The sequence below is a fragment of the Pyrinomonas methylaliphatogenes genome, assembly GCF_000820845.2.
GTDB lineage: Bacteria > Acidobacteriota > Blastocatellia > Pyrinomonadales > Pyrinomonadaceae > Pyrinomonas > Pyrinomonas methylaliphatogenes.
In genome coordinates this window covers 321,222-347,528 of the sequence record NZ_CBXV010000004.1, presented here as the reverse complement: position 1 = coordinate 347,528, position 26,307 = coordinate 321,222, and the positions used below count along the sequence as shown (strand labels likewise).

The 26,307-nt window shown below is 60.7% G+C and carries 22 protein-coding genes; 2 read left to right on the top strand and 20 right to left on the bottom strand.

The features are described 5' to 3' along the window. Positions 1-101: 101 nt before the first annotated feature. The 7 genes from PYK22_RS06020 to PYK22_RS05990 all read right to left on the bottom strand — a co-directional run bounded on the left by PYK22_RS06020 (position 102) and on the right by PYK22_RS05990 (position 8,699). Positions 102-1,016 (bottom strand): sulfotransferase family protein, encoded by a 915-nt coding sequence (locus tag PYK22_RS06020; protein ID WP_041975238.1) that lies wholly within the window; start codon positions 1,014-1,016, stop codon positions 102-104. 60 nt (positions 1,017-1,076) lie between these two features. Further along, the gene (locus PYK22_RS06015) at positions 1,077-3,038 is read right to left on the bottom strand and encodes a polysaccharide biosynthesis protein (protein ID WP_211197626.1); all 1,962 of its coding nucleotides are present in this window, start codon (positions 3,036-3,038) and stop codon (positions 1,077-1,079) included. Positions 3,039-3,099: 61 nt separating this feature from the next. Then, entirely contained in the window at positions 3,100-3,786 is a 687-nt protein-coding gene (locus PYK22_RS06010; RefSeq protein ID WP_083437645.1) for a sugar transferase, read from the bottom strand. A 113-nt stretch (positions 3,787-3,899) separates the two neighbouring features. After that, entirely contained in the window at positions 3,900-5,135 is a 1,236-nt protein-coding gene (locus tag PYK22_RS06005; protein ID WP_041975237.1) for a DegT/DnrJ/EryC1/StrS family aminotransferase, read from the bottom strand. Further along, positions 5,128-6,642, bottom strand: a complete 1,515-nt coding sequence (locus tag PYK22_RS06000) for an ArnT family glycosyltransferase (RefSeq protein ID WP_041975236.1) — start codon at positions 6,640-6,642, stop codon at positions 5,128-5,130. The genes PYK22_RS06005 and PYK22_RS06000 overlap by 8 nt, the downstream gene beginning before the upstream one ends. 50 nt (positions 6,643-6,692) lie before the next feature. After that, on the bottom strand, positions 6,693-7,169 hold the full coding sequence (locus PYK22_RS05995) for a hypothetical protein (protein ID WP_162199804.1): 477 nt from the start codon (positions 7,167-7,169) through the stop codon (positions 6,693-6,695). 597 nt (positions 7,170-7,766) lie between these two features. Continuing rightward, the gene (locus tag PYK22_RS05990) at positions 7,767-8,699 is read right to left on the bottom strand and encodes a hypothetical protein (protein ID WP_041975234.1); all 933 of its coding nucleotides are present in this window, start codon (positions 8,697-8,699) and stop codon (positions 7,767-7,769) included. 76 nt (positions 8,700-8,775) lie between these two features. Here PYK22_RS05990 and PYK22_RS05985 point away from each other — a divergent pair, with 76 nt between their 5' ends. Together PYK22_RS05985 and PYK22_RS05980 are read left to right on the top strand one after the other, a co-directional pair. Beyond that, positions 8,776-9,330, top strand: coding sequence for an IS607 family transposase (locus PYK22_RS05985; protein ID WP_041975233.1), 555 nt, complete (start codon positions 8,776-8,778; stop codon positions 9,328-9,330). Next, positions 9,320-10,444, top strand: coding sequence for an RNA-guided endonuclease InsQ/TnpB family protein (locus PYK22_RS05980; RefSeq protein ID WP_041975232.1), 1,125 nt, complete (start codon positions 9,320-9,322; stop codon positions 10,442-10,444). Before PYK22_RS05985 ends, PYK22_RS05980 begins: the two co-directional genes overlap by 11 nt. A 19-nt stretch (positions 10,445-10,463) precedes the next feature. On the opposite strand, the gene PYK22_RS05975 is transcribed toward PYK22_RS05980, so the two are convergent. From PYK22_RS05975 to PYK22_RS05915, 13 genes are all read right to left on the bottom strand, one after another. After that, positions 10,464-11,108: a glycosyltransferase family 39 protein gene (locus PYK22_RS05975; protein ID WP_041975231.1), complete on the bottom strand. Its 645-nt coding sequence runs from the start codon at positions 11,106-11,108 to the stop codon at positions 10,464-10,466. A gap of 25 nt (positions 11,109-11,133) precedes the next feature. After that, a complete protein-coding gene (locus PYK22_RS05970; protein WP_041975230.1) occupies positions 11,134-12,180 on the bottom strand; it encodes a glycosyltransferase family 2 protein in 1,047 nt (348 codons plus the stop codon). 27 nt (positions 12,181-12,207) lie between these two features. After that, a complete protein-coding gene (locus PYK22_RS05965) occupies positions 12,208-13,623 on the bottom strand; it encodes a phenylacetate--CoA ligase family protein (protein WP_041975229.1) in 1,416 nt (471 codons plus the stop codon). Between the two features lie 97 nt (positions 13,624-13,720). Next, positions 13,721-14,773, bottom strand: a complete 1,053-nt coding sequence (locus tag PYK22_RS05960; RefSeq protein WP_041975228.1) for a glycosyltransferase family 4 protein — start codon at positions 14,771-14,773, stop codon at positions 13,721-13,723. A gap of 101 nt (positions 14,774-14,874) precedes the next feature. After that, complete coding sequence (locus PYK22_RS17850; RefSeq protein WP_060635387.1) at positions 14,875-15,954, bottom strand: glycosyltransferase; 1,080 nt, start codon at positions 15,952-15,954, stop codon at positions 14,875-14,877. 61 nt (positions 15,955-16,015) lie between these two features. After that, positions 16,016-18,268, bottom strand: coding sequence for an NAD-dependent epimerase/dehydratase family protein (locus tag PYK22_RS05950; protein ID WP_041975227.1), 2,253 nt, complete (start codon positions 18,266-18,268; stop codon positions 16,016-16,018). Next, positions 18,265-19,509: a glycosyltransferase family 4 protein gene (locus PYK22_RS05945; protein ID WP_041975226.1), complete on the bottom strand. Its 1,245-nt coding sequence runs from the start codon at positions 19,507-19,509 to the stop codon at positions 18,265-18,267. Before PYK22_RS05945 ends, PYK22_RS05950 begins: the two co-directional genes overlap by 4 nt. 37 nt (positions 19,510-19,546) lie before the next feature. Beyond that, entirely contained in the window at positions 19,547-20,986 is a 1,440-nt protein-coding gene (locus PYK22_RS05940; protein ID WP_041975225.1) for an O-antigen ligase family protein, read from the bottom strand. Next, on the bottom strand, positions 20,983-22,098 hold the full coding sequence (locus PYK22_RS05935) for a glycosyltransferase family 2 protein (protein ID WP_041975223.1): 1,116 nt from the start codon (positions 22,096-22,098) through the stop codon (positions 20,983-20,985). Before PYK22_RS05935 ends, PYK22_RS05940 begins: the two co-directional genes overlap by 4 nt. Positions 22,099-22,193: 95 nt before the next feature. Next, positions 22,194-23,354, bottom strand: a complete 1,161-nt coding sequence (locus tag PYK22_RS05930) for a glycosyltransferase family 4 protein (protein ID WP_083437644.1) — start codon at positions 23,352-23,354, stop codon at positions 22,194-22,196. Positions 23,355-23,360: 6 nt separating this feature from the next. Beyond that, the gene (locus PYK22_RS17495; RefSeq protein WP_157770702.1) at positions 23,361-23,687 is read right to left on the bottom strand and encodes a hypothetical protein; all 327 of its coding nucleotides are present in this window, start codon (positions 23,685-23,687) and stop codon (positions 23,361-23,363) included. A 33-nt stretch (positions 23,688-23,720) separates the two neighbouring features. Next, positions 23,721-25,124 carry a glycosyltransferase family protein gene (locus PYK22_RS05920; protein WP_041975220.1) on the bottom strand — a complete coding sequence of 468 codons (1,404 nt, stop codon included), beginning with the start codon at positions 25,122-25,124 and terminating at the stop codon, positions 23,721-23,723. Between the two features lie 52 nt (positions 25,125-25,176). Continuing rightward, positions 25,177-26,250 carry a class I SAM-dependent methyltransferase gene (locus PYK22_RS05915; protein WP_157770701.1) on the bottom strand — a complete coding sequence of 358 codons (1,074 nt, stop codon included), beginning with the start codon at positions 26,248-26,250 and terminating at the stop codon, positions 25,177-25,179. Positions 26,251-26,307: the final 57 nt, after the last annotated feature.

Genomic DNA, 26,307 nt, shown 5'->3' with positions numbered 1-26,307 from the left:
GGGTTTCGTGTTCGAGTCACATCTTCCGCGACGATGCTCTCAGGCTGACGACCGAGATCGTTCTTTCGAGTCAAGAGTCGCCGAGGAGCAAATGGTTTGTGTTATACGAAGAAAAGGAAGCGCCAGCGGTAGCCGAGCTCAGCCATCTCTTTGCGCGCCGTGCGCCATATCCAGAAGCGTTCGCGCAACGATAGATCCGCGCGCCACGAGCCGGATATGCCGCGACGCACGAAGCCGTCCGGATCGCGCTTGTTCGGCCCAATATTTCGCGCAAGCTCGCCGCCGACGTAAAGCGCCGTCCCGCCAATGGAGCGCGCGATGCTCTTTTCATTGGCCGCGACGGCGCGCGCGATCTCGTCATCGCTCCACTCTAAACCGAGAAATTCGACACAAACTTTCAACGCCTCATGCGGAGCGCGGAGCAACTCTTCATAGCGTACTTCGTGAAATTGCGCGGGCGGCAACCGACGGCCCTCGCGCCGCACCCACCAGATGTGTTCGGTCCACATGCGAATCGCCGCGCGCGCATCCTTTGGCGCCCACATCGAACCGAAAGAGCGCGACGCGGCAAGCAAAGAGGCGACGACATCGCGCGGATCGCGCAACAGATGAATGATGCGACACCTTGGAAGCAGGCGCACGATCTCCGGCAGAAAAAGCGCGTGCGACGGCGTCTTATCGAGAAAGATCTCTCCGTCCCTCAAGTCTTCGATCATCGGACGCAGCAGCGCGCGCAAAAACGACCGGATCATCCGAAAAAACTCTTCCTCGGTGTAGTAAGCCGCCGGTCCCATTCCACCGTTGCGCGTGTCTATGCTGTACTCCCAGCGCCTTAAGATCGGCCCGATGATGTGATCGAATAGGTGCGATTCTATTGCCGTGTGGATCCGTGGATGACAAGCGAGCTGGCGTTGCAACCACGTCGTGCCGCTTCGCGGGCAACCCACCAAAAAGACCAAATTGCGCCCATCGCATTCGCTCGCCGCACTTCGATCCGGCGCCTCGATGAGATGCATCTTTAGTCTTCCCTTCGCCGAGAACTGGATCAACCGAGTATCGTCGATCCCTTATTTCGCTCAAGATCGCGCCGCGAGTTGAACCGCTTTGACTGCGGCGAAAGGACTTGAATCCACTGGCGCTCTCCGGAGCTGCGCTTCGGGCAAAAGGCGCGTCAGGTAATCTCTGATCCCGGCTTCATCATCGCGCTGGGCGAGATCGGCTAACCGCTCGAGGGCTTCATTGACGACGCGCGGAGGATAGGCCGAGATGCGCCCGATGAAGATCTTCGGATGTCGCGTCCGAGTCATCATCTCTTCGGTCATCTGTAATTCCTCGAACAGCTTTTCGCCCGGACGCATGCCGGTAAAGACGATCTCGATATCCTCGAACGGCTTCAAACCCGAAAGCTTGATGATCTGTTTCGCCAGATCGAGGATGCGGACCGGCTCACCCATATCGAGGATGAAGATCTCGCCGCCTTCGCCCATCGCTCCGGCCTGCAAGACCAGCTGGGCCGCTTCCGGGATCGTCATAAAGTAGCGCGTCATATCCGGATGGGTGACCGTCACCGGGCCACCTTCGCGTATCTGCTGGCGGAAGATCGGGATGACCGAACCGGCCGAATCGATCACGTTGCCGAAACGGACGGCGACGTAACGTGTCGCGTAACGACGATTCAGATCTTGAACCACAAGTTCGGCGACACGCTTGGTCGCGCCCATGATCGACGTCGGACGCACGGCCTTGTCGCTCGAGATGAGCACGAAGACCTCGGCATCGAAACGACCCGCCAACTGGCCCAATGAGCGTGTCGCCAACACGTTGTTACGCACCGCTTCGGCGACGTTGCGTTCCATCATCGGCACGTGTTTATGCGCCGCCGCGTGCAATACGACGTGCGGCGCATGGCGCGCAAAGACGGCGCGCATCCGCACCTCATCGCCCACATCGCCGACCACCGCGGCGATCTCGAGATCGGGCCATTTCTGCTTCAACTCGCGCTCGATGTTGAAGAGCGCGAACTCCGCCCGCTCGACCAGCACCAGACGGCTGGGCCGAAAACGCGCCGCCTGGCGCGCCAACTCCGATCCGATCGATCCGCCGGCGCCGGTGACCATCACGACGCGCTCGGCCAACAACCGTTCCATCAACTCTTGATCCAAGTGAACCGGCTCGCGCCCCAGCAGATCTTCGATCTGGATATCGCGCACGCGGCTGACTTGCACTTTGCCCTGCAATAGCTCGTACAATCCCGGAATGATCCGCGCCTTAATCGGCACTTGCTCGCAAAGATCCAAAATTCGCCGAAAATCGCGGCGCGACGCTTGCGCGATCGAGATCACGACGTGATCTATCTTCAACTCCTCGACCAGTCGCGGCAGATCGCGCGTCGTGCCGAGCACGGGGACGCCGTGAATCACCGACCCTTGCTTGCGCGGATCATCATCGATGAAACCTTTGACATCTAGATCCACGTCGCCGCAGCTCTGTATCTCACGCACGGCGAGCACGCCGGCGCGTCCGGCGCCGATCAGCAATACCGGTCTTTTCCGCCCGTCGCTTCGCTGCGCTTTGTGCCGTTTTTCGAAACGCTCGTACAGAACGCGACGAAGGATGCGTATCCCGAGCAGGCCGCCGAAGGCGAGCATCGCGTTCATCAGGATGATCGACAACGGCACGCGCCCATAAGCGTGCGGATCCGGCAGGAAGAAACGTAACAGGATGAGCGGAGCGCTCGAATAGACGGCGCTCTTGATGAACGTTTTCAATTCGGCGATGCCGATATACCGCCAGATGAACGTATAGGCGCCGGTCCAGAAGAGCGCCGCGAACTGAAGCGCGAGCACCATGGGCCATTGCACAAGCGCGTTTCGCACCTCGCGGGGCGGAACGTCGAAATCGAACCGCAATAGATAGGCGAGCGCGAACGCGCCGCTCATGACCACCAGATCCGGCAACACGTAAAGGTAGATACGGGCGTTGAAAAGCTTCATCGGCACTCTGCGTTTTCCGCCGTTCAAATATGAATGATCCGTCATAAGCTTTCGCTTGAACTTCGATCCGCGCGCACGATTTTCGGTCTCATAGCGCGCACCGCCATCACGAGCTTTCGCTTGAGCTTCGCCCCACCGAAGCTTTCCCCAACTCATGGAAATCATCGCCGATCCGGCTCGAGATGATGGCGATGAACGTCAGAAAGAGCACCCATAGATCGCTTCGCCAACTTCGCCTTTGTAAATAGCGCAAGTACGCTTCAAGCTTGAGCGGCTGCAACCTTTCGAGATAGAACCTTTCGCGATCTCCCCGAACTTGCGCCAACAATCGCTCCTCGTCGCGCAATTGGACGGTGACAGGATCGGTCAAACCGGGCCGGACCGCGAGCACAGCGCGCCATCGCGGATCATCCAACGCGACGTAACGCGGCACTTCGGGGCGCGGGCCGACTAGCGCCATGTCGCCTTTGATGACGTTCCACAAAGCGGGCAACTCGTCTATCTTGGCCCGGCGCAATAATCTTCCGAGCCGCGTCACGCGCACATCATCCGCCGATGTCACCTGCGGCCCAATGGATGCGCGCATCGTGCGCAGCTTGTAGATTCGAAAGAGTCTTCCTCCACGCCCGACGCGCTCTTGACGGAAGATGACGGGCGCGCCATCTGTCACAAGGATGGCCAGAGCAACCAGAACGAGCAGCGGCGCGACGAGCGCGAGCACCGCGCAAGCCAAGATAGCCTCCGCCGCGCGCGGCAATCCCGTCCTTATATTTTCGCGCTCCAGATCGCTCATGACGCTTCAAACGGCTTGCCAACTCGCTTGCTCGACGGCATGCCCGGTGGGACGCGCGTAACGCGCGCACAGTTCTTTCACCGCTTGAATCACACGAGCGACCTCGTCATCCGTCATCGGGCATGCCCGGTGGGACGCGCGTAACGCGCGCACAGTTCTTTCACCGCTTGAATCACACGAGCGACCTCGTCATCCGTCATCGCCGAGAAGATGGGCAGGCTTACCAAGCGTTCCCACACGCGCGTGGCGATAGGAAGATCGCTCGGGCGCCACCCGAAACGCTCTCTGTAGTAAGGATGAAGATGAAGCGGACGCCAGTGAACAGAGCAGCGCACGCCGCAAGCGCACAACCTCTCGATGAAACCATTGCGCGATACGCGCAATCGCTCCAAACGGAGCCTGATCGGGAACAGGTGCCACGCATGAAGGCGCGCCGGATCCGTCGGCGGCAACTCGATCTCTTCCACTTCGGCGAAGGCTTCGAGATAACGCGCGGCGATCTCTTCGCGTCTGCGACGCATCTGTTCAGCACGCGCCAATTGCCGAATGCCGAGGCTCGCCGCAATATCGGTCAAGTTGTATTTGTAACCGGGCGCGATGATCTCGTAATCCCAACTTCCCTGCCCTGTATAACGCCCCCACGCCGTGCGCGATAGGCCGTGCAGCGACATCAAGCGCATGCGATCCGCAAGGTTTCGGTTGTTCGTCACGGCCATCCCGCCCTCGCCCGTCGTGATGGTCTTGTTGGCGTAGAACGAAAAGCATGTGACATCCGCTGTCCCCTCGCCGCACCGTTGCCATGTCCCGTCCTGGCGACGCATCGCCGCTGGCAGCGCATGCGCAGCATCTTCGACGACCCACAAATTATGCTCTACGGCGAACGCCCAAATCGCCTCCATGTCCATCATCAAGCCGCCGACATGGACCGGCATGATGCCGACGACGGGAAGGTCCGCCCTGATGCGCGGCGGTAATCTCCCTTCCGTCAGTTGAGCCAGCTTTCGCGCGGCATCTTCGAGACTGAGGTTGAGCGTTTGCGGATCGCAATCGACTAAGATCGGCGTTGCGCCCTGATACCGAACCACCTCGGCGGTTGCCGCAAACGTCATCGTCGGCACCAACACCGCTTGACGCCGCTTAAGGCCCAATGCTTCGACGGCGAGATGCAGCGCCGCCGTGCAGGAATTGACGGCGACCGCATGCGCCGCGCCGACGCATGCCGCAAACTCGCGCTCGAAACGCTCTACGCACGGGCCGCTCGTCAACCATCCCGAACGCAGAGTCGCAACGACCGCCGAGATCTCTTCTTCGCTGATGTCTGGTCGAAAGAATGGAACTTCGCTACCCATCTTTACACGCCATCGCGCAGCTAACTGACCTCGCCTTCATGCCGCCCTCAGTACCACGCGCGATCATGAAATAGGCGAAGAGTGCGCTCGGATAGAGCTGCAACAATAACCTGCTCAGAGAACTCTTCAGATGCCAAACGAGATCGAAATAGGTCGTCACATAGACGAGCAGATAACCGATCAGCATCAGACCGAGGAGGCTGAAGACGAACGACGCGCGCGCACGCGCCTTCGGCTCGATCCCGAAGCAGGCCCAGTGAATCGCCAGCAGTAACGCTGGTCCGATGGAAAAGTATCTGTACCACTCGTGACCGAAGTTGATGGTCGCCACCCCATAAGCGCGAAGCACAGTAAGATAGCGCGACGCATCCGATAGCTTCGCCGCCGTCGTTTCGGCGTTTTGCGCGATGACGAGATCGTTTGGAGGCGCGAACCGAAACTTGAAATAGATGACGACGAGCAGGATCGGAAGGGCACCCCAAAAGAACGATTTGGCTTCTCGCCAGACAGCGCGCCAATCGCCCGTTCGCCAGGTCATTGCGGCGCGTGAGAGCATAATCGCCGCAAAGAAGAGCCCGCCTTCGTTCTTGGTCCATACGGCCAAAGCTGCCATCATGCCAGCCAGCCTCACCAAGCGCCAATCGCCGTTCAACCTCGCAACGTCGTGCAGGCAAAATAGTACGCAAGTTGCCAAAAAGAAGAAAGCCAAGGGTACGTCGGCATACTGATGCGCCCCGTGCGCGATGAAGAACGGCGCGCTGATGAGGATCAGTGTCCCAAGCATCGCTTGCTCCCTGCCGCGCAAGAAAGAGAGCGATGAGTAGAGCAATCCGGCGGTTCCCGAAGTGAAAAGCAGCGCCACCGCCGCAGGCGCCAGCACCGTGTCGCGCCCTATATACTCCCAACACCGCGCGACGCTCAGAGGAAGGAGCAGCGGATAATCCGGCGCCCAAAAATAACGGCTCAATCCGATGGTCCAATCTTCCGCCCCATGGAAGATGTAACGCGCACGTAGATTCCAGATGATCCATGCATCGAATGTCCCATGCGGACTGTTCAAGGAGAAGAGGGCATAGGCGACACCGCCCGCAACCACTGCGACGCACAAACCGCCGCGCAAGATCTCATCTCCACGATTCTCCGCAAGCTTCACTGGACCCGCGCTCATCGCTCTCGGTCCGCGCTCGTGGCTTGAAACCTGTTCCTCCGCAAGCTTCACTGAACCCGCGCTCACCTCATCCTTCAACCGCCAACGGAGCGCAACCAAAACGGCGACGGCGAGAGCATCGACGACGATCAACCCGCGCGATAGACGCCCGTAGGCGACAAGCCAGAGCAAAGCGAGACACGAACTCAAACCCAATCCGATACCTATCCCCAACCACCACCGCACGCGGCAAAGAGTCAACGGGTGCGCCTGAGGCCACAGGAGATCGGTAAATAAAGCGCCGCTCGCGTATGCGAAGAGCAGGGCCAGCGCTAGAGATGAGGCTATCTCGAAACCCAAAGGCAACCTCTTCGGATCACGCCCGACACAGCAAAACGACTTCGACTGCGCTAGCGAAGCGCCGACTCAGACGAACTACCACCTCCGACGAGCAGCATTACTCCGTTGCCGTAATCCCGAAGCGGGGTGAGTTTGCGGGCGCGGTAGATCTCAGCGGCGGTGGTTGGCTTGCGGAAATCCCCGATCACAATGGGTTCGGTCGAGGATGGCGAGCAGGAGACGATGATCGGGATGAGGTTATATTGCGTTCGCGTACATTCATGATCAGCGTCTTCTCCGCGACGGTCGCTCAGATAACCGACAATGCCGCGGCGCGGCAGGTCGGCGCGCACGGCGCTCATCCTCTTCGCATTGATGACCACCTCATCCAACCTATTACCATAATGGATGTAATGATACAGCTCGTGCCGAAGGCAGACGAATAGATTGAAGAGCGTCGCCCCGAGGATGATCCCCCTCGCCCCCGCCTGTAAATATGTGCGCCGCTCGACCTTCATCGAATCACGCCCTCCTAGATGCTCTCGCACCTCGACAGAACCTTTCGATGCATACGCCGATTCGCGCAAGCTCGCGATATCCCAGCGGCGCGTTTCTGAGGAGAAAAAAGGAGCGAACGTCAACCGAATCCAACATCTCGACCGAACAAACATAACAATGACAGCTGTTGCGTCGTTTGCGCCAGCAAGGTAAATCCGAATCCAACACTCGATCGAACAAACATAGCAATAGCGAGACACGTTCAGGCGCTGCGGAATACGCCGATACCCCTCGGGGAAGCCTGCTGCAAGGCCGCTTCTGATTTGCTCGAGTGCGGATGGGCGAGAGGGTCAATCCGTCCCTGCGCTGCGGGAAGCTCACATTGCCGCCGCCTAGATGACGAACAATCGCTTACCGCCTGAGAGGCCGAATCAAACCTTCTCGACCCTTACTCCGACAGAGCAAACGACATGCCCAGCCCAGAGATGCTCCACGCCAGCGCGCTGAGGCCCGAACCCCCGATTTCATGCGCGTGACTCTCAGCGATGGACCATACGACGGGAACAGCGCGTCGCCCCGCTTCCAGTGATTTGAGACGCATTTGCGAGCAATTGCGACAGAATTGCCGCCCGCTTCGATCGGGCCGATCATCGAGCGCGCCGCTGCGCCTCAGAGACCGCTCCTTTCCGCATTGAAATGCGCTGAAGCCAGAACAGGGCTGACGCCGATAGCCGCATCTTACGCAGCTTTCGCCAAACGGGGAAGGCGCACACCTGTCCCAGCGGGTCGGAGAACAGATCGCCGACGGCGAATTCTGCGGGATTGAAAGCCCGTTGCGGCCATTCAGCGCGCTGCCACTCATCGCAAATGAAAATGACCCAGAACCTATCCCCTCTGAGCTCGTCCAACCGCTCGACACGCACCGATTCGAGCTGGCGAAGAAACCTCGGTTGAATGCTCGGATGGGTGAATCCGGAACCATCGGCGAAGACGACGTTGAACCCTTTCTCGTCAACCCAGCGGAGATAGAACTTCAAGCTGTAGGCGTGAAAGCGGTCCGTCACGTAAACGGGAATCGTTCGCCCCTTTTCCGCTCCCCCACGAAGCTTCATCTGCTCGACGACGCTCCCCCAATCTATTTTCCGATAATCGATCTGATCGAGCGATTTGAAACCCGCGGCGCTGGCCCAGCAAAGCAACGCGCACAAAACGCCCCCTCGCACCAATCGCGAACCGAACCGATGAACTGCCATCGAGACGAGCATGAGATAGGGCGCGGCGGCGATGATCAACCCGCGCGGGAGCCAAATCATTTGCGGGATGGCTTGACAAACGGCGAAGAGCGATAGGATGGGGATGAAAGCAAAGAAGCATAAGAAAGCGAATGCGGACCGCTCTTCTCGTCGGGAACGTTCCATCTCCGCAAACACGCTTGATCGCGACGGATAGAGCGACGATCGCCCGCCGGATCGAAAGATCCGATAAGCCGAGATCAGAACGGGCGCGAGGAAGAGCGCTAGTCCCAAAGAGACGTTGAACCTGAAACCCAATTGCCCATTGAACGTGGCATATGTGGTCATCAATCGGTAGAACGAAGGGTTGAGAACTATCCACTAGACTATGGACAAAAATGGATAAATCGGCTGTCCTATCCACATGAAGCTGAGTGAATGGGCGAGAAAGCAGGGCATCTCGTACAAGACTGCCTGGCGCTGGGTGCGGCAAGGGAAGATGCCGGTTCCCTTTGAACAGACACCCACCGGGAAGATTCTCGTCAAGGAGCCGGAGGCCACTTCCCGGGCCGTGGCCCTGTATGCCCGCGTGTCCAGTGCCGACCAGAAGGCGGATCTGGACCGGCAAATCGCCAGGCTGGTGGCCTATGCCAGCGAACATGGTTGGGCAGTCACCCGGGCTGTCTCCGAGATCGGGTCCCATCGGCCCAAGCTCATACGCTTGCTCTCCGACCCAAAGGTGGGCACCATTGTCGTCGAACATCGCGACCGGCTCATGCGCTTCGGCTTCGAGTACGTCGAAGCGGCCCTGGCGGCCCAGGGACGGAGGATTGTGGTCGTCGAGCCCGGTGAGGTCAAGGATGACCTGGTCCAGGACATGATCGAGGCCCTGACGTCGTTCTGTGCCCGCCTTTACGGCCGCCGGTCGGCCCGGAACAAGGCGAAAAAAGCTCTGGAGGCCATCGAACGTGAAGGTTAACCGTGCCTACCGGTACGAACTTGATCCGAATGTCCAGCAGCGCATCCTGCTGGCGAAGCACGCCGGTGCCGCCCGGTTCGCCTACAACTGGGGCCTGGCCCGGCGCATCGAGCTGTATCAGCAGACGGGCAAGAGCACGAATGCTATCGAGCAGCACCGGGAGCTGAACCGCCTGAAGAAGACGCAGTTCCCCTGGCTGTATGAGGTGTCCAAGTGCGCGCCGCAGGAGGCGCTGCGGGACCTGGACCGGGCCTTCCAGAACTTCTTCCGGGGCCTGAAAGAAGGCCGGAAGGTGGGCTTTCCTCGGTTTCGGAAGAAGGGGCGGGATGACCGGTTCCGGCTGACGGGCGCCATCCGAGTGGTGGGCCGGGCGGTGCAACTGCCCCGGCTGGGCCTCATCCGGCTGAAGGAGGAGCCGAAGGTCCAGGGCCGCATCCTGTCGGCGACGGTGGGCCGGGAGGCGGACCGGTGGTACGTGAGCCTGACGGTGGAGGTGGATCTGCCCGAGCCGGAGCCGGTGCGGGGCCCGGCGGTAGGAATTGACGTGGGCCTGGCGCACTTCGCCACGCTGGTGCAAGACGACGGGGTGGTGGAAAAGATCCTAGCACCGAAGCCGCTATTGCGGCGCCTGCGGCTTTTGCGCCGGCGGCAGCGGCGGCACAGCAAGAAGGAAAAGGGGTCGAAGAACCGGAAGAAGTCGGCCCTGCGGCTGGCCCGGCTGCACCGGCGAATCCGCCATATCCGGCAGGACTTCCTGCACAAGCTGACCACACACCTGGCGAAAACCAAGCGGGTGATTGTGGTGGAAGACCTGTCTGTGAGCGGCCTAGTGAAAAACCCGAAGCTGGCGCGGCACATCGCGGACGTGGGCTGGGGCGAATTCCGGCGGATGCTGGCGTACAAGTGCGTGTGGTACGGCAGCCGCATGGTGGAGGCGAACCGGTACTTTCCGAGCAGCAAGATGTGCTCGTGCTGCGGGCAGGTACTGGAGGCGCTGGCACTGGACGTACGGCAGTGGGACTGCCCCGGGTGCGGTACGCGCCATGACCGGGACGTGAACGCAGCCAAAAACCTACTTGCGCTCGCTCTCTACCGCCAGTTCGGCGGGAAGTGACGCCTGCGGACATCGGAGGTTACAGGCCGCAAGGCCGGTGCCGGTGGATGAGGCAGGAAGCAACCGGGACGGTACCATGGGACATTTGTCCATGAGTTGCAGAACGGCGTGTCAGCCAACCGAGATTCTGTTCTAGGTCGGCAAGGAATAACGCGAGCCGAGGACTCCCGCGCAAGACACGCCAAAATGTGAGCAACGCGCACGCGGTTAACAGGAAGAGCAAGCTGTACATCCGTACCTCTCGCGCGTAATACGCGAGGAAGCCGTTGACCGCCATGAGCGCGATGGCGAGATTTGTCTCAGCGGGTCGAAGTTTCAGCTCCCGGCAAAGCAGTGACAGCGGAATGAGCGCTAAGATCGAAAGGAGCACCGGCAACAGCCGCAACCACAAGAGCGATTCGCCACCGATCGTTATCCAAGCTTTCAGCAGAAGGTAGAAGAGCGGCGGATGAACGGCATCCTCTGCGATGAATGCCAGCAAATCGCCCCAACCGCGGCGCGCCGCATCCACGCTGAACATCTCATCGAACCAGAGATGATCGGCAGTCAAACCGTGTAGACGGAAGAAGACGTAGGTCCCGATTGCGGCGAGCGAAGCGAGGGAAGCGAGGTTGATCCTTTTGCGTTCCCACGCTCCGTTGAACGACAACTCCTTAAGCGCCATGCGCGCGCCCTTTCTTCATCGGCATTCAACCGCGGATCGATCCGTGAACGCTTCCCTCAGCATCATAGGGGCGCCACAGACGCCGGAATTTGATCAGGCCGACCCAGAATCCTATCCCGTAGGCTAGATGCATCGTCGCAAAGGCGAGCGCGACCAAAGGCATCAAGGTCGGATATGAGCGCCCCTCATACAAAGCGCACGCGATCGCGCTCGCGCTATAAACGAGGCCGAGAGTCATCAAACTACTCCCCCCATCGAAAGGGGCGAGGATCGAAGCGACGGCGATGGCGAAGACGAAGAGCGGCGGGACGAATTGCCGCCAACGCATCTGTGCCGGATGTTTTTGCAACACGCGAACCTTCCAGTAACCGTATTGCAGATACTGTCGCCAGAGCGAACGAAAAGAGCTACGGCTGTAGTAACGCGCGCGCACATCGGGCGCAAGCAACAATCGCGCGCCGAGTTTGCGCAAACGGTAGTTGTACTCGTCATCTTGATTGCGAACCAACTCTTCGTCGAATGGGCCGGCCATCTCCACGATGCGCCGCGTGTAGGCCGGAAAAGCGATCGTATCGACGTAAAGCGCGCGGTCGCGCACGGTGCGAAAGGCGCTTCCGCCGACGCCGAAAGGCGAACTCATCGCGCGCGCGATCGCTTGCGCGACGATGCCCGTGCCGACTGTCTCCAGTGGACCACCGACGCCATCCGCCTCGCCGCTTTCGAGATGCGCGACGCAACGGCGCACGTAATCGGGCGCGATCTCGCAGTGACCATCAACGCGCACGATCACTTCGCCTTTGGCCAACCGGAGCGCGGCGTTGAGGCCGGTCGGTACGATCACCCCCGGATTATCGATCAGACATAGGTCCACGCCGCGCCGCCGCAACCGCTCGACCTTTTCGCGCGTCCCATCGGTCGACATGCCATCAACGACGATGATCTGCAGCCGTTCGGGTGGGTAGTCTTGATTAAGAACGGCGCCGAGGCTGCGCGCGATGAAACGCGCCTCATTGCGCACGGGCATGATGACGGTCACCAACGGCCAGTCGTTTTCTCGCGCAGGGTTTCGCATCGTGCGCTTCTCGCTAATCGGGATCGATTAATTCTCGGGATGAATCGAACCGATGTCGCACGCTCTTTCCGTCTCATCGCAACGCGAGATGACGGCTTTGAACTTTCCCGCTCCGCTGCGCGAGATGCGGTCAACGCGTTCGACCTCCACCTTCACCTGCGGTCCGAGCCGTTGGCGAATTCGACGCGCGATCTCGCGCGCATCCGCCTCGGCAAATCCGTCCGCCGGGACTACGCGCACGCGTATGCGATCACGCGCCTCTTGTACGATCTGGCCCTCAAAGACGTGCGGCTGGTCCACGAAGACGCCATGGAATCTGACCATCTGACGGCCATCCGGCCCGGTGACGACATCTTCGAGCCTTCCAACTATCTCCTTCAAGACGGGCATGGCGCGCCCGCACGGGCATCGTTCGGCGCCCCACGCGGCCACATCGCCGAGACGATAGCGAATTAAAGGTTGATGATCGCGCAGCAGACCGGTCACGACCACTTCGCCCTCTTCCTCGGGAAGACACGCGCTCCCATCAGGGCGAAGGATCTCGATGATGCCTGCGTCCGGGCTGACATGCAAGCGGCCTCGTTCGCATTCGCTGGCGAACGAAGCGTTCTCCACCGTACCGTACTCTTCGTAAGCGCGACAACCGAACGCGCGCGCGATCGAGTCGCGCATCTCGCGCGTCAATTTCTCGCTCGTCGTAACGACCGCCTTCAACGGCAACTCGATCCCTTCGGCTAACAGAAACTTCGCTAACAAAGAAGATGAGACGGCATAACCGGTCAGCCATTTCACGCGGTGATGCGCGAGCGCTTCCGCATAACGGCGCGTCGTTTCGGGGCGCAAGTGGAAAGCCGAAAGATAAACCTGTCGCTCCGCCGCATTGAAACGATGGAAGGGACCGCGGCTTTCCGCATCAGGCTCGACCATCCGGCCCGAAAACGTGGCGCGCGGCAAGTTGAAGGAGACTCCGGCCCAACGCGCCGAGCGCGCCTCCCTTAGCGCCATGGCGCGCTGCATCTCCGCTCTGGTCCAGTAGGTAGCGATCGGCATTCCCGTCGAACCGCTCGTATGGAAAACGTATAGCTTCAACCTCTCGGCTGTTGCGCGCAAGAAAGATTGCGGCGAACGCCGAACAGCATCCTTTTCGAGCAACGGAAGTTCCGCAAGATGGCCAGCGCACGCGGCCCGCCGCTCGATCTCGCCCCACGTCTGCCGATAATAGGGCACTTCTGTCGCGGCTATGGTTAATAGCTCACGCAAACGGCGCTGTTGCCAATCGCGCCACTCCTCTGCGCTGAAGCGCTCGCGCGCGATGTATTCGGCAAGCGCGCGCTTGAACCCCAAGCCGAAACGCAACCATCGCCAATAGACGCCGTATGAACTGACGGCGATATGCTGCGCCCAGACGGGCAATCGTGCATAGAGCGTGTCGAGTTTTCCCATCCTAACGCAAAAAGAGATTAGCAAATGGAAGTGGACCGATCAGACGCTTCGATTCGGCGCGCAACCTAGTGTTTTACGAACGAAGAGCCGAACCATTTTACGCTCCGCAGCCATTGGACCGCCCTATCATCGCTTCCTCGAATATGCTCAACCAACCTGGCAGAACCATTGACCAATCGAATGCTTCGACTTTGCGACGCGCGTTCTCCGACAAGCGTAAAGCCAATCCGGGCTCCGTTAAGATGCGCCGCACCGCCGCGCTCATCGCCTGCGCATCGCCGGGTGCGACCAACAGCGCATCGCGCTCATCTTCGAGCAAAAACGGCAGACCATCAACGTTCGTGCTCACCACACACAACCCGCAAGCCATCGCCTCGATGACGCTCACCGGCGTGTTATCCGTGTTCGCCGTATTTAGGAAGACGTCCCCCTCCTGTAAAAATCGCGGTACGGCGCGTTTATCGATCGAACCGCGAAAAGCTATGTGCCCATCGAGGAAGCCGTTCTGCCCGGCGAGACGGCGTGCGCGCTCTAAACTGCCGTCGCCTTTATCCGGACCAGCCATCAAGAGGCGCAGCGCAGGATAATCCGGTACAAGACGGCGAATTACTCCGACGGCCAGCGCCGGATTGTAGATCTCATGAAAGGCGCGTAACCAAACCAGACGTGGCTTTGGTTGCGCGCGTGCGCGAAACTCATAGCGCGCAAGCTCCAGCGCGTTCGGCTGCACCACGATTCTCGCGCAATAAGGCAGCATGCGCTCGCGCAAATAATTTGACGGAGCCGTGACGATTGCCGCCGAAGCGAGCAGACGACGCACACGGCGCGGCCACCGATGAGCGAATTGCGGGAGACGCCCGCCGTGCAAGGTCAAAACATAAGGCTTGCGCGCGCGCCGTAAAGTCCAGCAAACGGCCTCGGCCCAAAAGAAAGCGTCTCCGCTAAACAGATCAACATGCGCAACCTCGTACTCGCGCTGATGGTGCCACACCGCGCCGACCATCTCGCACAACCTGCGCAGGCGCGCGCGCGATCGCGAGACGGTGATCACACGACACCCGGCATCCTCCAAACGAACGGCCAACTCCTCGCACACGCCGTGTGTGCCGCCGCTTTCGGACAGAAAATTCCCGACGAGCAGGACCGTCATCCTCACCCCCGTTCGGATGAAAGCGCGGATGCGGCTCCACCTTGAAATTCATCCGCCAATACCGAAGCCGGTTTAACCTCTGCGCACATTTGGAGTCGCTTCTAGATCAAGGCATAGATGCGCTCGATGGCTTTGAGCGCAGCGCTTGGGCTGTAGACGCTTTGCACGCGCCGCAAGGCCGCCTCGCCGAGACGCGCGCGCAGGTCCGGCGCGCCCAGCAACGCGCACAAAGCGGCGGCCAGTTCATCAGGCGCGCCCGGTGAAATGAGCAAGCCCGTCCGGCCACCGTCGAGCGCTTCGGCGCACTGCCCGACGCGGGTGGCGACCGAAGGCAGCGCCGCCAATCCATATTCGAGCAGCGTGACGGGGAACCCTTCCGACGCTGAGGCGAGCACGCCGATGTCACACGCGCGCAGAATGGCCGCGACATCCGCGCGCTGGCCCAAGATGGAGACGTTGCCGGTCAGCCCTTCCCTGACTATCTCTTCGCTTACGCGGGCACGGTAAAGAGCATCATTCGTCACGCCGACCAGAAGCAGGTGGGCGTTTGGAAACGATGTGACCACGCGCTTCATGGCGCGAATCAAAGTGAAATGGTCCTTGGCCGGGCGGAAGTTGGCGACGCAAACGATCCTTTGGCCGCGCTCTCCGGGTAGATCGCTTGCCAACTCGGCAGGCGGCAAGACGGCGAAGTTCGGCACGTACCAAACCCGCTCCGCCGCGACGCGCAGACGCTTTTTGGCCCAGTCGGCCAACTTCTCGTTGACGGCGATGATCGCGGCGACACGGCGCGTCGCCAGCCGATAAAGCCACACCGGACGATCATCGAATTCGCACCGCCCGTAATGATCGTGCCAGACGACGACGGGATAAGGCGGCATGCTCGCTGCAGCGACGGCGACGAAGAGCGAGGTTCCGTGAGCGTGCAGGATGCGGATACGATGCTCGCGCACGTAAGCGCACAAACGACGGATCGCGTCCACGTCGAAACGATGTCGCCGCACAAGTCGCAACCGGTTGACATCCGCAGCGACCAGATCGCCCAACGCTCCGTCGCGCCGCGTCGTGCACAAGTGTGGCGCGAAATCGGCGCGCGGGAGCAGGTTGACGAGATGCACGGCGATGCGTTCGGCTCCGCCAGCATCGAGCGTGTCGGTGATGTGCATGATGCCAATTCGCATAGGCGATCTCGCCGAACGCGAGATGATGACGAGTCTTGCGCGCCAGAATGGCAGGCGTTTCCTACAGCAACCCGACTTCGCGCAACCACGCTGCCGTGATCCGCTGACCTTCCGCGAGCGTGACGTGCGGCCTCCAACCGAGCACGCGCGCGGCGCGCCCGGACGAAAACCGCGCCGTCGCCGGTCCGAACAGATCAACGAGCCACTCTGGCGGCAAAGACGACAACGCTCCGTTTGCGCGCGCGACGTTGCTCGTGCGCATCTTAGCGAGACGCGCACGCATGATCGGTGAGGCGTTGAAGAGAAAGCGCAACGATCTTCCGATGACAGGTAGGGTGCCGATCATCTCGGCGAGTTTTTGGTCGCGCGCCATGTGCGCCACAATCGCTTTCAGGCTGGCGCGTTGCGTCGTCTCGCGATGCGCCAAGATCTCATGCGCGCTCAGCGAGGGAAGCGCCATCGCATACTCGCCGAGCAGCGGCGTGAGGAACTCGCGCCACGAACAGCAACCATCGTTGATGATGAAACGTTGGCCATGCGCTTCGGCGGCGCGTTCGGTGGCGAGCATCATCGCATCTATGAGATTATCAACATACGTGTAATTCGCCGCCCCGCGCCCTTCTTCGACCCAACAGAACTTCCCTTTGCGCGCTTGCTGAATGGGCAATTGCGTGTAGAGCTTCCCTTCGGGACCGTACACGCACGAAGGATTGAGCACGACGATGCGCGTCGCGCCCGAACCGCTCGCGGCGCGTTGCAAACACCATCGCTCCATCTCCGCTTTGCTCGCGCTGTACTCATCAAGGCGCTCGCCGTAAGGCCACGTCTCATCGACGAAGGCATCCGCTTCCGGTCGCCCGAAGACGCTTACCGTGCTCATGACGACGACGCATTCGACGCCGCACGCGATGGCCGCTTCGACGACGTTTCGCGTCCCCTCGATGGTAAGTCGAGCGCCACCTCGCTCGTCACTTCCGTAGGCGAGATGAAAGACGATGCGCGCGCCACGCATGAGCTCCGTCACTTGCTTCAGGTCGAGCAGGTCCACACGCGGCAGTTCTACCGGAAAGCGCGCGATGCGCACGCAGGTCGCGTAGTTGCGCACCGGAGCGATGATCTCCCGCGTCTGCCCGCTCAAGCGCGCGACGAGGTGCCCGCCGATGAATCCGGTCGCCCCCGTGATGACCACTCTCGCGGAGCGCAAGGTCGCGGGCGCGCCGCCGCCGTTTCCCTCCCCCCATGCCCTCCTCGCAAGCGCGTTTGCCGTTTCGGAGCCCGCTCCTGTGAAGGCGGCCCTTTTGCGCTTCCGCTCACCATAGGCCCATTCGACGATGCGCATCGTCTCGGCAGCCTGCCGCCCTGAAACCGATGGCGCTGCTCCTCCCCGAATCGCTTCGGCGAACGCCAACCATTGCGCGATGAACGCTTCGCGCACGGTCCCATCGCCGTCCCGGCTGCTGGTAATGCCAGCCGAGAGTTTTCCGATCAAGCGCCCATCGTCGGAACGCCAAAGGCAATGATCATGAGCGTCATGCGCGAGGACGAGGATACCTCGCTCGCCTTGAAAGATAGCCGTGTTGCGCAGCTTCCGCGTACGTGACAGAGCTAATTTGATCCGCACGCCACAACTTGAGACGAGTTCGAGTTTCGCGTTCGCTTCCACGCCGCCGCGCCAATCATCCGTGTACGCGATCGGCTCGCATGCGCCGCAAAGCTCCGCTATCAGATCGAGATAGTGCACACCCACATCAGCCAGTACGCCACCGTTCTCCGGCGCGAAGAAAGAGCCGCTATCCGATGGCCAGTCGTAAGGCTCGCCGCATTCGATGTGGACGTTTTCGAGCGGGCCGATGAATCCTGCGCGCAACGCCTCGCGCAACGCGCCGACGCTTGGCAAGAACCTTCTGACCATGCCGACGGATAGAATCCGGCCAAGATCATCAGCCAACTGGCCCAGCCGCTCGCAGCTTCGCGCCTCCAGCGCCAACGGCTTTTCGCACAAAACGTGCAAGCCCGCGAGCAGAGCCGCTTCCACCGCTTCCGCGTGCAGACTGTTCGGCAGTGCAACGAGCGCCGCGTCGAACTCTTCCGGCTCCGCGAGATCATCGAAGAATTCGGCGTATCCACGCTCTACGCAGACTAGCGAACCATCGCGCGCTTTGAGTCGCGCGCGCGCGCGCGCCGAAGGCTCGACGACCACAAGACGCGAAGTCCAACCGAGCGCTTGCAACGCCGGCAGATGGAGCTCCGTGAAGGCGGCTCCTCCACCCAAAACGACGATCCGGAGCAGTCCCGTCCTCTCTTCTCGTCTCATGTTCTTCTGGCGTGTGCGCTTCGGCGAATGGAATCAGAAGGTTCACCCGCCTCGATTTGCGAAGCTGTGTCTATCCGGTCATGCGCTTCAATGACTGGTCCAGCAAGCTCGACGTCCCACCACAAGGAGAGGAGATGGCGAAGCGCATCGCGCAGATCATCGAGCGAGAACCTCTCGGCCCAAGCGACAGCGCGCGCGCGCATTGCGTCATATGAGGCGGGATGCGTGGCGATGTCCGCAAGCGCGGTGGCGAGCGCTTGCGCGTCCCCGGGCGGCACGACGATGCCGCGCCCATCCGCCAACATCTGCGGGATCAGTCCGCGATCCGAGCCGATGCAGATGAGACCGAAGGCCATCGCCTCGGCAATCGCTTTCGGCCACCCCTCCGTCTCGGAAACGAGGACCAACACGTTGGCCCAATCGTAGAAATCGAGCGCGCGCTCGAACCCGACGCTGCCGGCGAAGGTGACGCGATCCTCGAGCCGAAGCTCTTTCACCATTTCTATGAGTCGCGCGCGGCGCGGCCCATCGCCGACGATAGTGCAGGAGAGATCTCGCTGCGCATCGCGCAACTGGGCCAGCGCCGACAATACGGCTTCGACATTCTTGGCTGCCGTCAACCGTCCGACGTAAAGGACGCGCAGCTTTCCGTCGCTCCGCCGACGAACGGCGCTGCGACCGGCGCGCATCATCTGCTCGCGCGTCATGATCGAGGTGAAGAAAGGGATGATGTGTGCTGGCTGATCGGGCCACGCGCCGTAGACTGTCACTGGACCGCGCCACCACGAAGAGCGGAGAAGACGACGCTGCAGCCGCACGCTCCATGTTTCGCCCGGATAGCCGGTCCATTGCCCCGCGTACTTGGCGACCAGGAATTTGGAGAAGAAGGGAGCTAGGATCGTCCCCAACAATCCTAAGTTTCCCGGGCATCGGATGTGAATCGCATCGGCTCGGCGCATGGCGCACACGAGATCGAAGACGAGCAAAGGCAGCAAGATGATTTGGCGAAGCTTCGCGCGCCACGTCTCGCCGCCCGTTTCGCGCTGCGGGATGATCGAGATGTTTCGTCGTGCAAACGGCAGACAATCCCCCGGCGCGCGCTCCTTCCGGCACGGCGCAGCGATGGCGACTTCTGAGAAGAGCTCGGCCCACACGTCTACTTCACGCGCGTAGGGGCCGTAAGCGTAAAGTCGCGTGCCCTCTTCATAATGCACGACGTGAGAGACGATCAGTAACTTCATCGAAGACTTCTCAGATGAATCCCGCCCTCGACCGGATCTAGCGCGGATGAGGGCGCGTATCGTTTTTCAGAGATGAAGGATGAAGCCTGCCCCTCGTCCGTCCCGCGCTTTCCGATCTTTGCGCCGCGACAAGACCGCAACCGAGGAAGAGGCCGGAAGAGGCATCGAACCCGGAGACGGAAAAGCCGATGATGATGAAACTCAATATGCCGAGCAACGGGACGATCTCGCCGCGCGCGCGCAGATGCGCGATCCCGCGCGCAAGAAGCGAGAGCAGGAAGAGGATCAGAAAGCTAAGGCCCAACGCCCCCGTCTCGACTCCGATCAGTAGATAGAGCGAGTGCCACTGAAGGATCTTGCCGTGCACGCTGAGCGAGTTATCCCACAGCGAATATTGTTCGTGTACGAATGGGCCCGTTCCCGGTCCGAAACCGAAGAGCGGCGCATCTTCGAAGATGCGCGGAAATAGCCGCCATTGATCCGTTCGCCCGCTGGAGCTATGCGCCCATGAACTATCGGCGGAAGCGGTCCGTTCGAAAGCTCGTTCGAGATCTTCGCCCTTCGGTGAAACGAGCAGGAGAATGGTAGCCAGCGCCATAGCGGCAAGCAGCGCCAATGCGACCCGGCGTTCTTGCGTCCGCCGTCCGCCGATCAGAAACAGCGCGATCAAGTTGGCGATGACGATGGCCCAACTGCCGCGCGACGTCGAGAGCAGAAGCAACGCTCCCGCCGATGATCCGAGCGACAAACGCCAAAGCCGATGCCGCTCCAACAACAGCCACTTGCCATCATCGGCGACGAGCAACGTGATGATGAGCGCGAGAGGCAACCCGAAAGTGATCGGATTGCCGAGGCTGTAACCGCCGATCTCCGCCGATCCCAAACGATCACCATAGGGCAGAAAGGCGATGCCGATAGAAAGAACCGAAAGACAACAACCGAACAGAGCGACAGCTAACATCCGACGGTGTCCGGCCAGCAGATGAAGACACGCGGCGGCCAAGACCAGTTCCATGACGCGCAAATTGCTCGCGTATTCGCCGGTCAGATAGTACGAGAGCGCCCAATAGAGCATGGCGACAAAGAAGAGCATCCGCCACCAAAGGTTCCGCCATAATTCGCCAAACTCTTCTGGGAACAGGAACGACCAAGCGATGATTCCGCACGCGAACATGGCCGTCACAGCGCTGTAGAAGAAGAAGTCGCGCAACATCATGAGGACGGGCGTCACGCCTATAAGCAAAGCGACGAATCGCCGGCAATCGCGCTTGAGCGCCAGTTGATAACCGAGCGCGAGCAACAGAAGACCGAAGAACCAACGCGCGCCGGCAGCCGGATATCCGATGCCGACCGTGGCCATCGCCGGGATGGCGATCACGCCGATCAGAAGGAGGAGCGCTAGATCGACTTTCTGAGTCGCCCGCCCGATCCTGACGTTTCTAGCCAGCGGAATTGAACTTGCGTTGGGGATCATCATGACCACCCAGATGCGTGATCGTCATCGCCTTCTGCCAGGACGTAGCGAACCGATGGCAACCGCTCCTCATAGCGTGGCGGTGCGAGCGCGCAACCGACGGCTCCACAGGCGACTCCGATCGCATGCTGCGCCCAGCTCAACTGCCACGGACGCGAACAGAACCACGCCACGTCCATCGCAGCCAGAAGGATCACGTCGAACCAGAAGCGCGCGCGATCGACAAGATGAACGTCGGTCACATGTCGCTTCCAGATGAAGTAGCGATTGCGCACCTCCATCTTCCCTTTCGCGAACGGAGCGGGTCTTCCGCCTGGCGCGTGATGGTGCGCAACGCGCGCATCTCCGCACCATAGCAGTTTCCATTCGCGCCCGACGCGCAACGAAAACTCCATGTCTTCGCCTTGTGCGTAACCAGCGAAAAACTCCGAGAAACGATGGCGCGCAAAAACGGCGCGACGAAAGGCGAAATGCGCGCCGCAAAGCAGATCGACCGCGCGCGTGCCGGTGAAAGGGCGTATCAAGTTCGGCGGCACGGAAGTTCCCGAAGCATGATAAGTGCCCGGTTCGACGCGCGGGACGATCTTGAGCGACAACCGTATGCGCCAACGACGCGGGACGGGCTGCGCCATCTGATTGATCGCCAATCCACCAACCGCGCCGACCCTTTCATCCGCCAGAAAGACATCCCTGATCGCCGCAAAATATCCGGCCTGCGGCAAACAATCATCGTCTAAAAAGAAGACGTACTCGCCGGAGGCGAGATCTATGCCGACGTTTCGCTGGCGCGTCAACCCTGCGCGGCTTCGCGCGTAGAGCAGCGAGAAGCCCGCATGCTGGTCAGCAACCCAACGACGTACGGCTCGCTCGGTCAATTCGTCTTGCGACCCATCGACGACGATAATTTCGGCGGGATGATCAGGCAGAGCCTTTACCGTCTCAAGCAGCCTCACTACTTCGCGTGGTCGGCAGTAAGTCGGCACGATCAAACAGCAATCGTCGAGGCCGCTTGGCACGGCAGAGGCGATCCGCCAACCGCGAAGTCGTTCGATCTTCATCTCTTGCGTCCGCGCCCCCAGATCGTCGATGCGCTCGGCTTTTACCCCATGCCCCATCCTCTAAACTCTGGCCACTTGCTATGGTCTTTCGTGATCGCGCGACTTCGCATCCGCAGTTTCGATGTGGGTCTGGTGCAAAGTCGGCGCTTCTTTTAGCGCTCGAAGTTCGCGATCACGTCGCGATAGAAAGCTTCGTTCTGCTCGACAGCGATGGCGAGCGCGAAACGGTCCACGACCGTTCTTTTCCCTTCTTGTCCCAATCGCTGGGCCAGTTCATCGTCGGCCAGCAGACGTATGATCGCCGCGGCGATCTGTTCGGGACACGCCGGATCGATCAACAGACCATTCTTCCCATCCTCGATCAACTCTGGGCCGCTGCCACGCTGGCTGTAAATCGTCGGACACTGGCAAGCCATCGCTTCTAATGGCGCGAGCGCGAAAGCCTCTGCATACGAAGGGAAGACGGCGACGCGCGCACGTTGGAAGAAGCGCAGCGTCTCAGCGCGCGTCAGATGTCCGTGAAAATGGACCTTCGCCTCTTTGGGAAGTCGCGCAATAAGCGCCGCGCGCATCGACCCTCCACCTTCAGCGCGACCATCCTTGCCGATGATGTGAAGTTCCGCCGCCGGACAGACGCGCGCGACCATCGGCCACGCTTCGATGAGCTGCGCGATGCCTTTGCGCGCCGCCAGCGTGCCAACAAAGACGACGGTCTGTCTCGATCGCGGGAACTCCTCTCTCGACACCATATGCTCCACGCAGTTGTAGAGGACGCGATCAGGGGGGTTGCGCAGCGTAAATAGCTCACGCGTGCGCTCCGCCGCGTAGCGACTGACAGCGCACCAAGAATCGGCACGCCGCAATGAAGCGCGTTCAATCCAGAAAGCCCTTCGCCCGACGGGCAATCCTTGTTCGGACGCGAAATAGCTGATCGAACCATGAGCGCGTACGACAACCGGGACGCGCAACGACGGCCAGCAGGCAGCCCACCCTTCCCAATCTGGCACTTCGATGAGATCTATTTCGCCGCGCGCGCTCCATGCGGCGATTCGCTGAAAAAGACGCCAGCGGTTGCGAATCCAACCGTAACGCCCGCTATCTGTCGGTAAACGGTAGACACATACGCCCTCGTCTTCCTCTTCTGACGCTGCAGTTCCCATCCCGATGACGCGCACGTGATGACCGGCGCGCACGAGAGCGCGGCCCAAGACCTGCGCGAAAGCGCCGATGCCGCCATGCGTCGCAGGTGGATACTCGTGACAGACGAAACAGATCTTCAGTTGCGATGTCACGCAATGAGCGGGAAGACGCACCAGCGATCAGCGCAGCGCACTCCGTTCGGAATTTTCGACCGCGGTGCCGAGTTCGCGTAGATCCTCGGCGCGCCAAGGCGTCGGTTGCCCCGTGGAAGTCAAGATTCGCCCGTGTGCATCTATCTCATATTCGATAGGGCAAGAGGAGACCCACGGCAATCCGCCCCAGACCAGAGGATGATAAAGCAGATAACCATCACCATCGGCTTCCAACACCAGCTTACGCCCATCTGGCAAAGCGTAAATGTGCCCGGGCTTCAGAAGCGGCGCGCTTTTCAGGCAATCATCCTTAGCCGCTCTTCTTCTGCGACGTATTTTGACAATCCTACGCATGACGCTCCCCCCTTTCCCCTACGGCCCTTCTTCTCATTCACCTTCCGCGGCGATGCGCATCACGGCCCGCGAGATCCGCTCGCCGGAGCATCCGAGCGGAAGCATGACCTCTAGTTCCACGAGCTTTCGCCTCCCCTCGCGATCGAGCGTTGGATCGGAAAGATAGGCGTTGATGTGTGCGGCCAACTCGTCGGGCGACCGCGCGAAACGCGCGGCCCCCAACTCGATAACAGGGCGGTAATGCTCGAATCTGTAGTGATGTTCCCACAGCGGCAAGCCGAATGGCGGCGGCGAAGCGATATCGAACGCGATGTTGACTACGGGCTTGTCGTGAATGGCAAAATCGAGCGTCATCGTCGAACTGACGTTGACGTTCAAATCCGCATAGCGTGTGAGATTGGCGAGGAATTGAGCGTCGGCCTGGGTCGGACAAGCGCTGGCCCAGTCGCTGGCGTCCTGCCTGATCCAACTGGGGGCCGCGTAGATCAATTCCGGGTATCTGGCACGCACCTCCGCGTAACGTTTTCCATCATCCACCGGCGATGGGCGAAGCAAAACCTGCGGCGCTCTCTTGATCCGTCCGGCGCGAATCAGTTCCAGAAGAACGCCGACATGTTCGGCATCTTCGGGCGCGATCGTCACATCGCCGCCGGAGTAGCAGATAAGCGGGCGGCGAGGGTCGGCGCCGATGCGCCGAAAGAACTCTTCGCGCGACCAAAGGAGCGCCTCATCGGCGTATGGATCGAATTGCGGTGTCCCGACGATCTCGATGCGCGCAGGCGAAAGCTGCGGGTAGTAACGAAGCAACTCGTCGCGCATCAGCGCGCTCCACACGAAATAGTAGTCGAAGGGCGCGGCAATGCGCCCTTTGCTCGTCAGATTGTCCCAACTGAAGATGAAGGTCGCCGTCGGGATGCGAAGCGAGCGGGCCGCTAAAACGGCCGGGATGACGCTCGGCGGACGTTGATGCGAACAGAAGAGCACGCGCGAGCCGAACTTTTTGAGCAACTGCCGGTAGTGGTCCACCTCGCCCCCTATGCGCAACAATCCGCCGTGGAGATGATCGAGCGCGGCGACCGCGCGAACTGAAAGCGAAGCGGCGCGCCCCACCATCCGCGCTACGCGCACGCCATAGCGCGTGCGCCACGATCCGTTGATGGGCAAACGCAAGTTGAATCGCATCGCCATCGTGTCGGCGCGGTACATGTGGGCCGAAACCAGCGCGTTACGCAAGAAGAAGCGTGCGGGCGTCTCTTTCGGCCCGATGAGCTGCTCCCATTCGATCTCGGCCCGCGCGCTCACCATCTCGAGCGCCGACGGCGGGAGCCGGTGCAATACCTGCACGCGCCCTTTCGCTGCAAGCGACGGCAAGAACGCGCCGAGCAAAAAGTTGCGTGCGCCCACGCCATCGGGGATCAAAAGAGTGATGCCGATCATCGCGCCCGTGTCCGCCGTTTTGAAAACCTCCGAAGTTTCGGACGAGCCGAAACTACCTCTTCTTGCGCAACAGCAGGACGCTCGTTTCGCGCGGAGCGAAGATATTCATCTGCGGCCAACGAGCGGGCGCGGCCAGATCTTTCGGCCCAGCGACGTTGCGCCATAGCGTTCGCCAACGTTGCGTCAGCCACCAACGGAACGTCACGAATCTCTCTTCGCCCGGTTCGTACAGCCTTCGTCGAAGCGACAGAGGCAGAATGGAGAGCGCCGCTTTGATCGCTTCGCGCGTCGGCACGGCGCGCCAGAACTTGCACAAACGACAAAGTTCAAAGCCAGCGGCCTCGAACCCGGCGCGCCACTCGCGCAGCTTATACTCGTGTTCGCCGTTTTCGCGGCGCGTGAGCTTCAGATCCGGCGGATAACCGTTGGCGGCGAGAAATTCCGGCGTGTACTGCAAGGAGAGCAGCCGTTCGATATCCCAATCGGGATGATCGTCCGGCCAGCAACGATCGAAACAGAGCAACCACCCGCCGGGTTTGAGCACGCGCGCACACTCGGTGAAGGTGACGCGCAGATCGTCCGAATGATGATAAGCGTCTATCTCGATGGCGAAGTCTAGCGAATTATCGGGCAGAAGCAGATTATCGAACGAACCGATGATGGGGACGACCTTGTGCGCTTCGTCGCCGAGCACCCAACGGGCGACTTTGGGAAGCAGCAGATCGGCCGCTTCTTCGCAGATCTCGACGGCGAAGATCGCGTCGACTTCGCGGCTTCTGGCGACCAGCGAAGAGAGCAGTCCACTGCCCGCCCCGAGTTCGAGACCGATTCCGCGCAGCGGTTCGAGCAGCACGTAACGCGATGCAAGGCGCAACATCCGCTCCATCTCCGCGACCGAGAAATAGACGTAAGAGCGTAAGATCTCAGGCACGCTCTTTTCCGCCAGCGCGCGCACGAACTCGCGGCGGTGCGCGCTCATCGATGGATGCGCGTCGATCGGCACGGGCCATCGGACGGCTTGCCGGCTGGCGCGATATGCGGCGATCACTCGCGCCGGATTGCGAACTTCAATAGTTGCAGCAAAAGCGCGCACGTTTTTTCGCCCCCAACAAGTGGATTCTTTCAAATCGCCGTCTCCGCCGAGGATTTTTGGACCGGCATCGAAGGTTGCCGAATCGCTCGC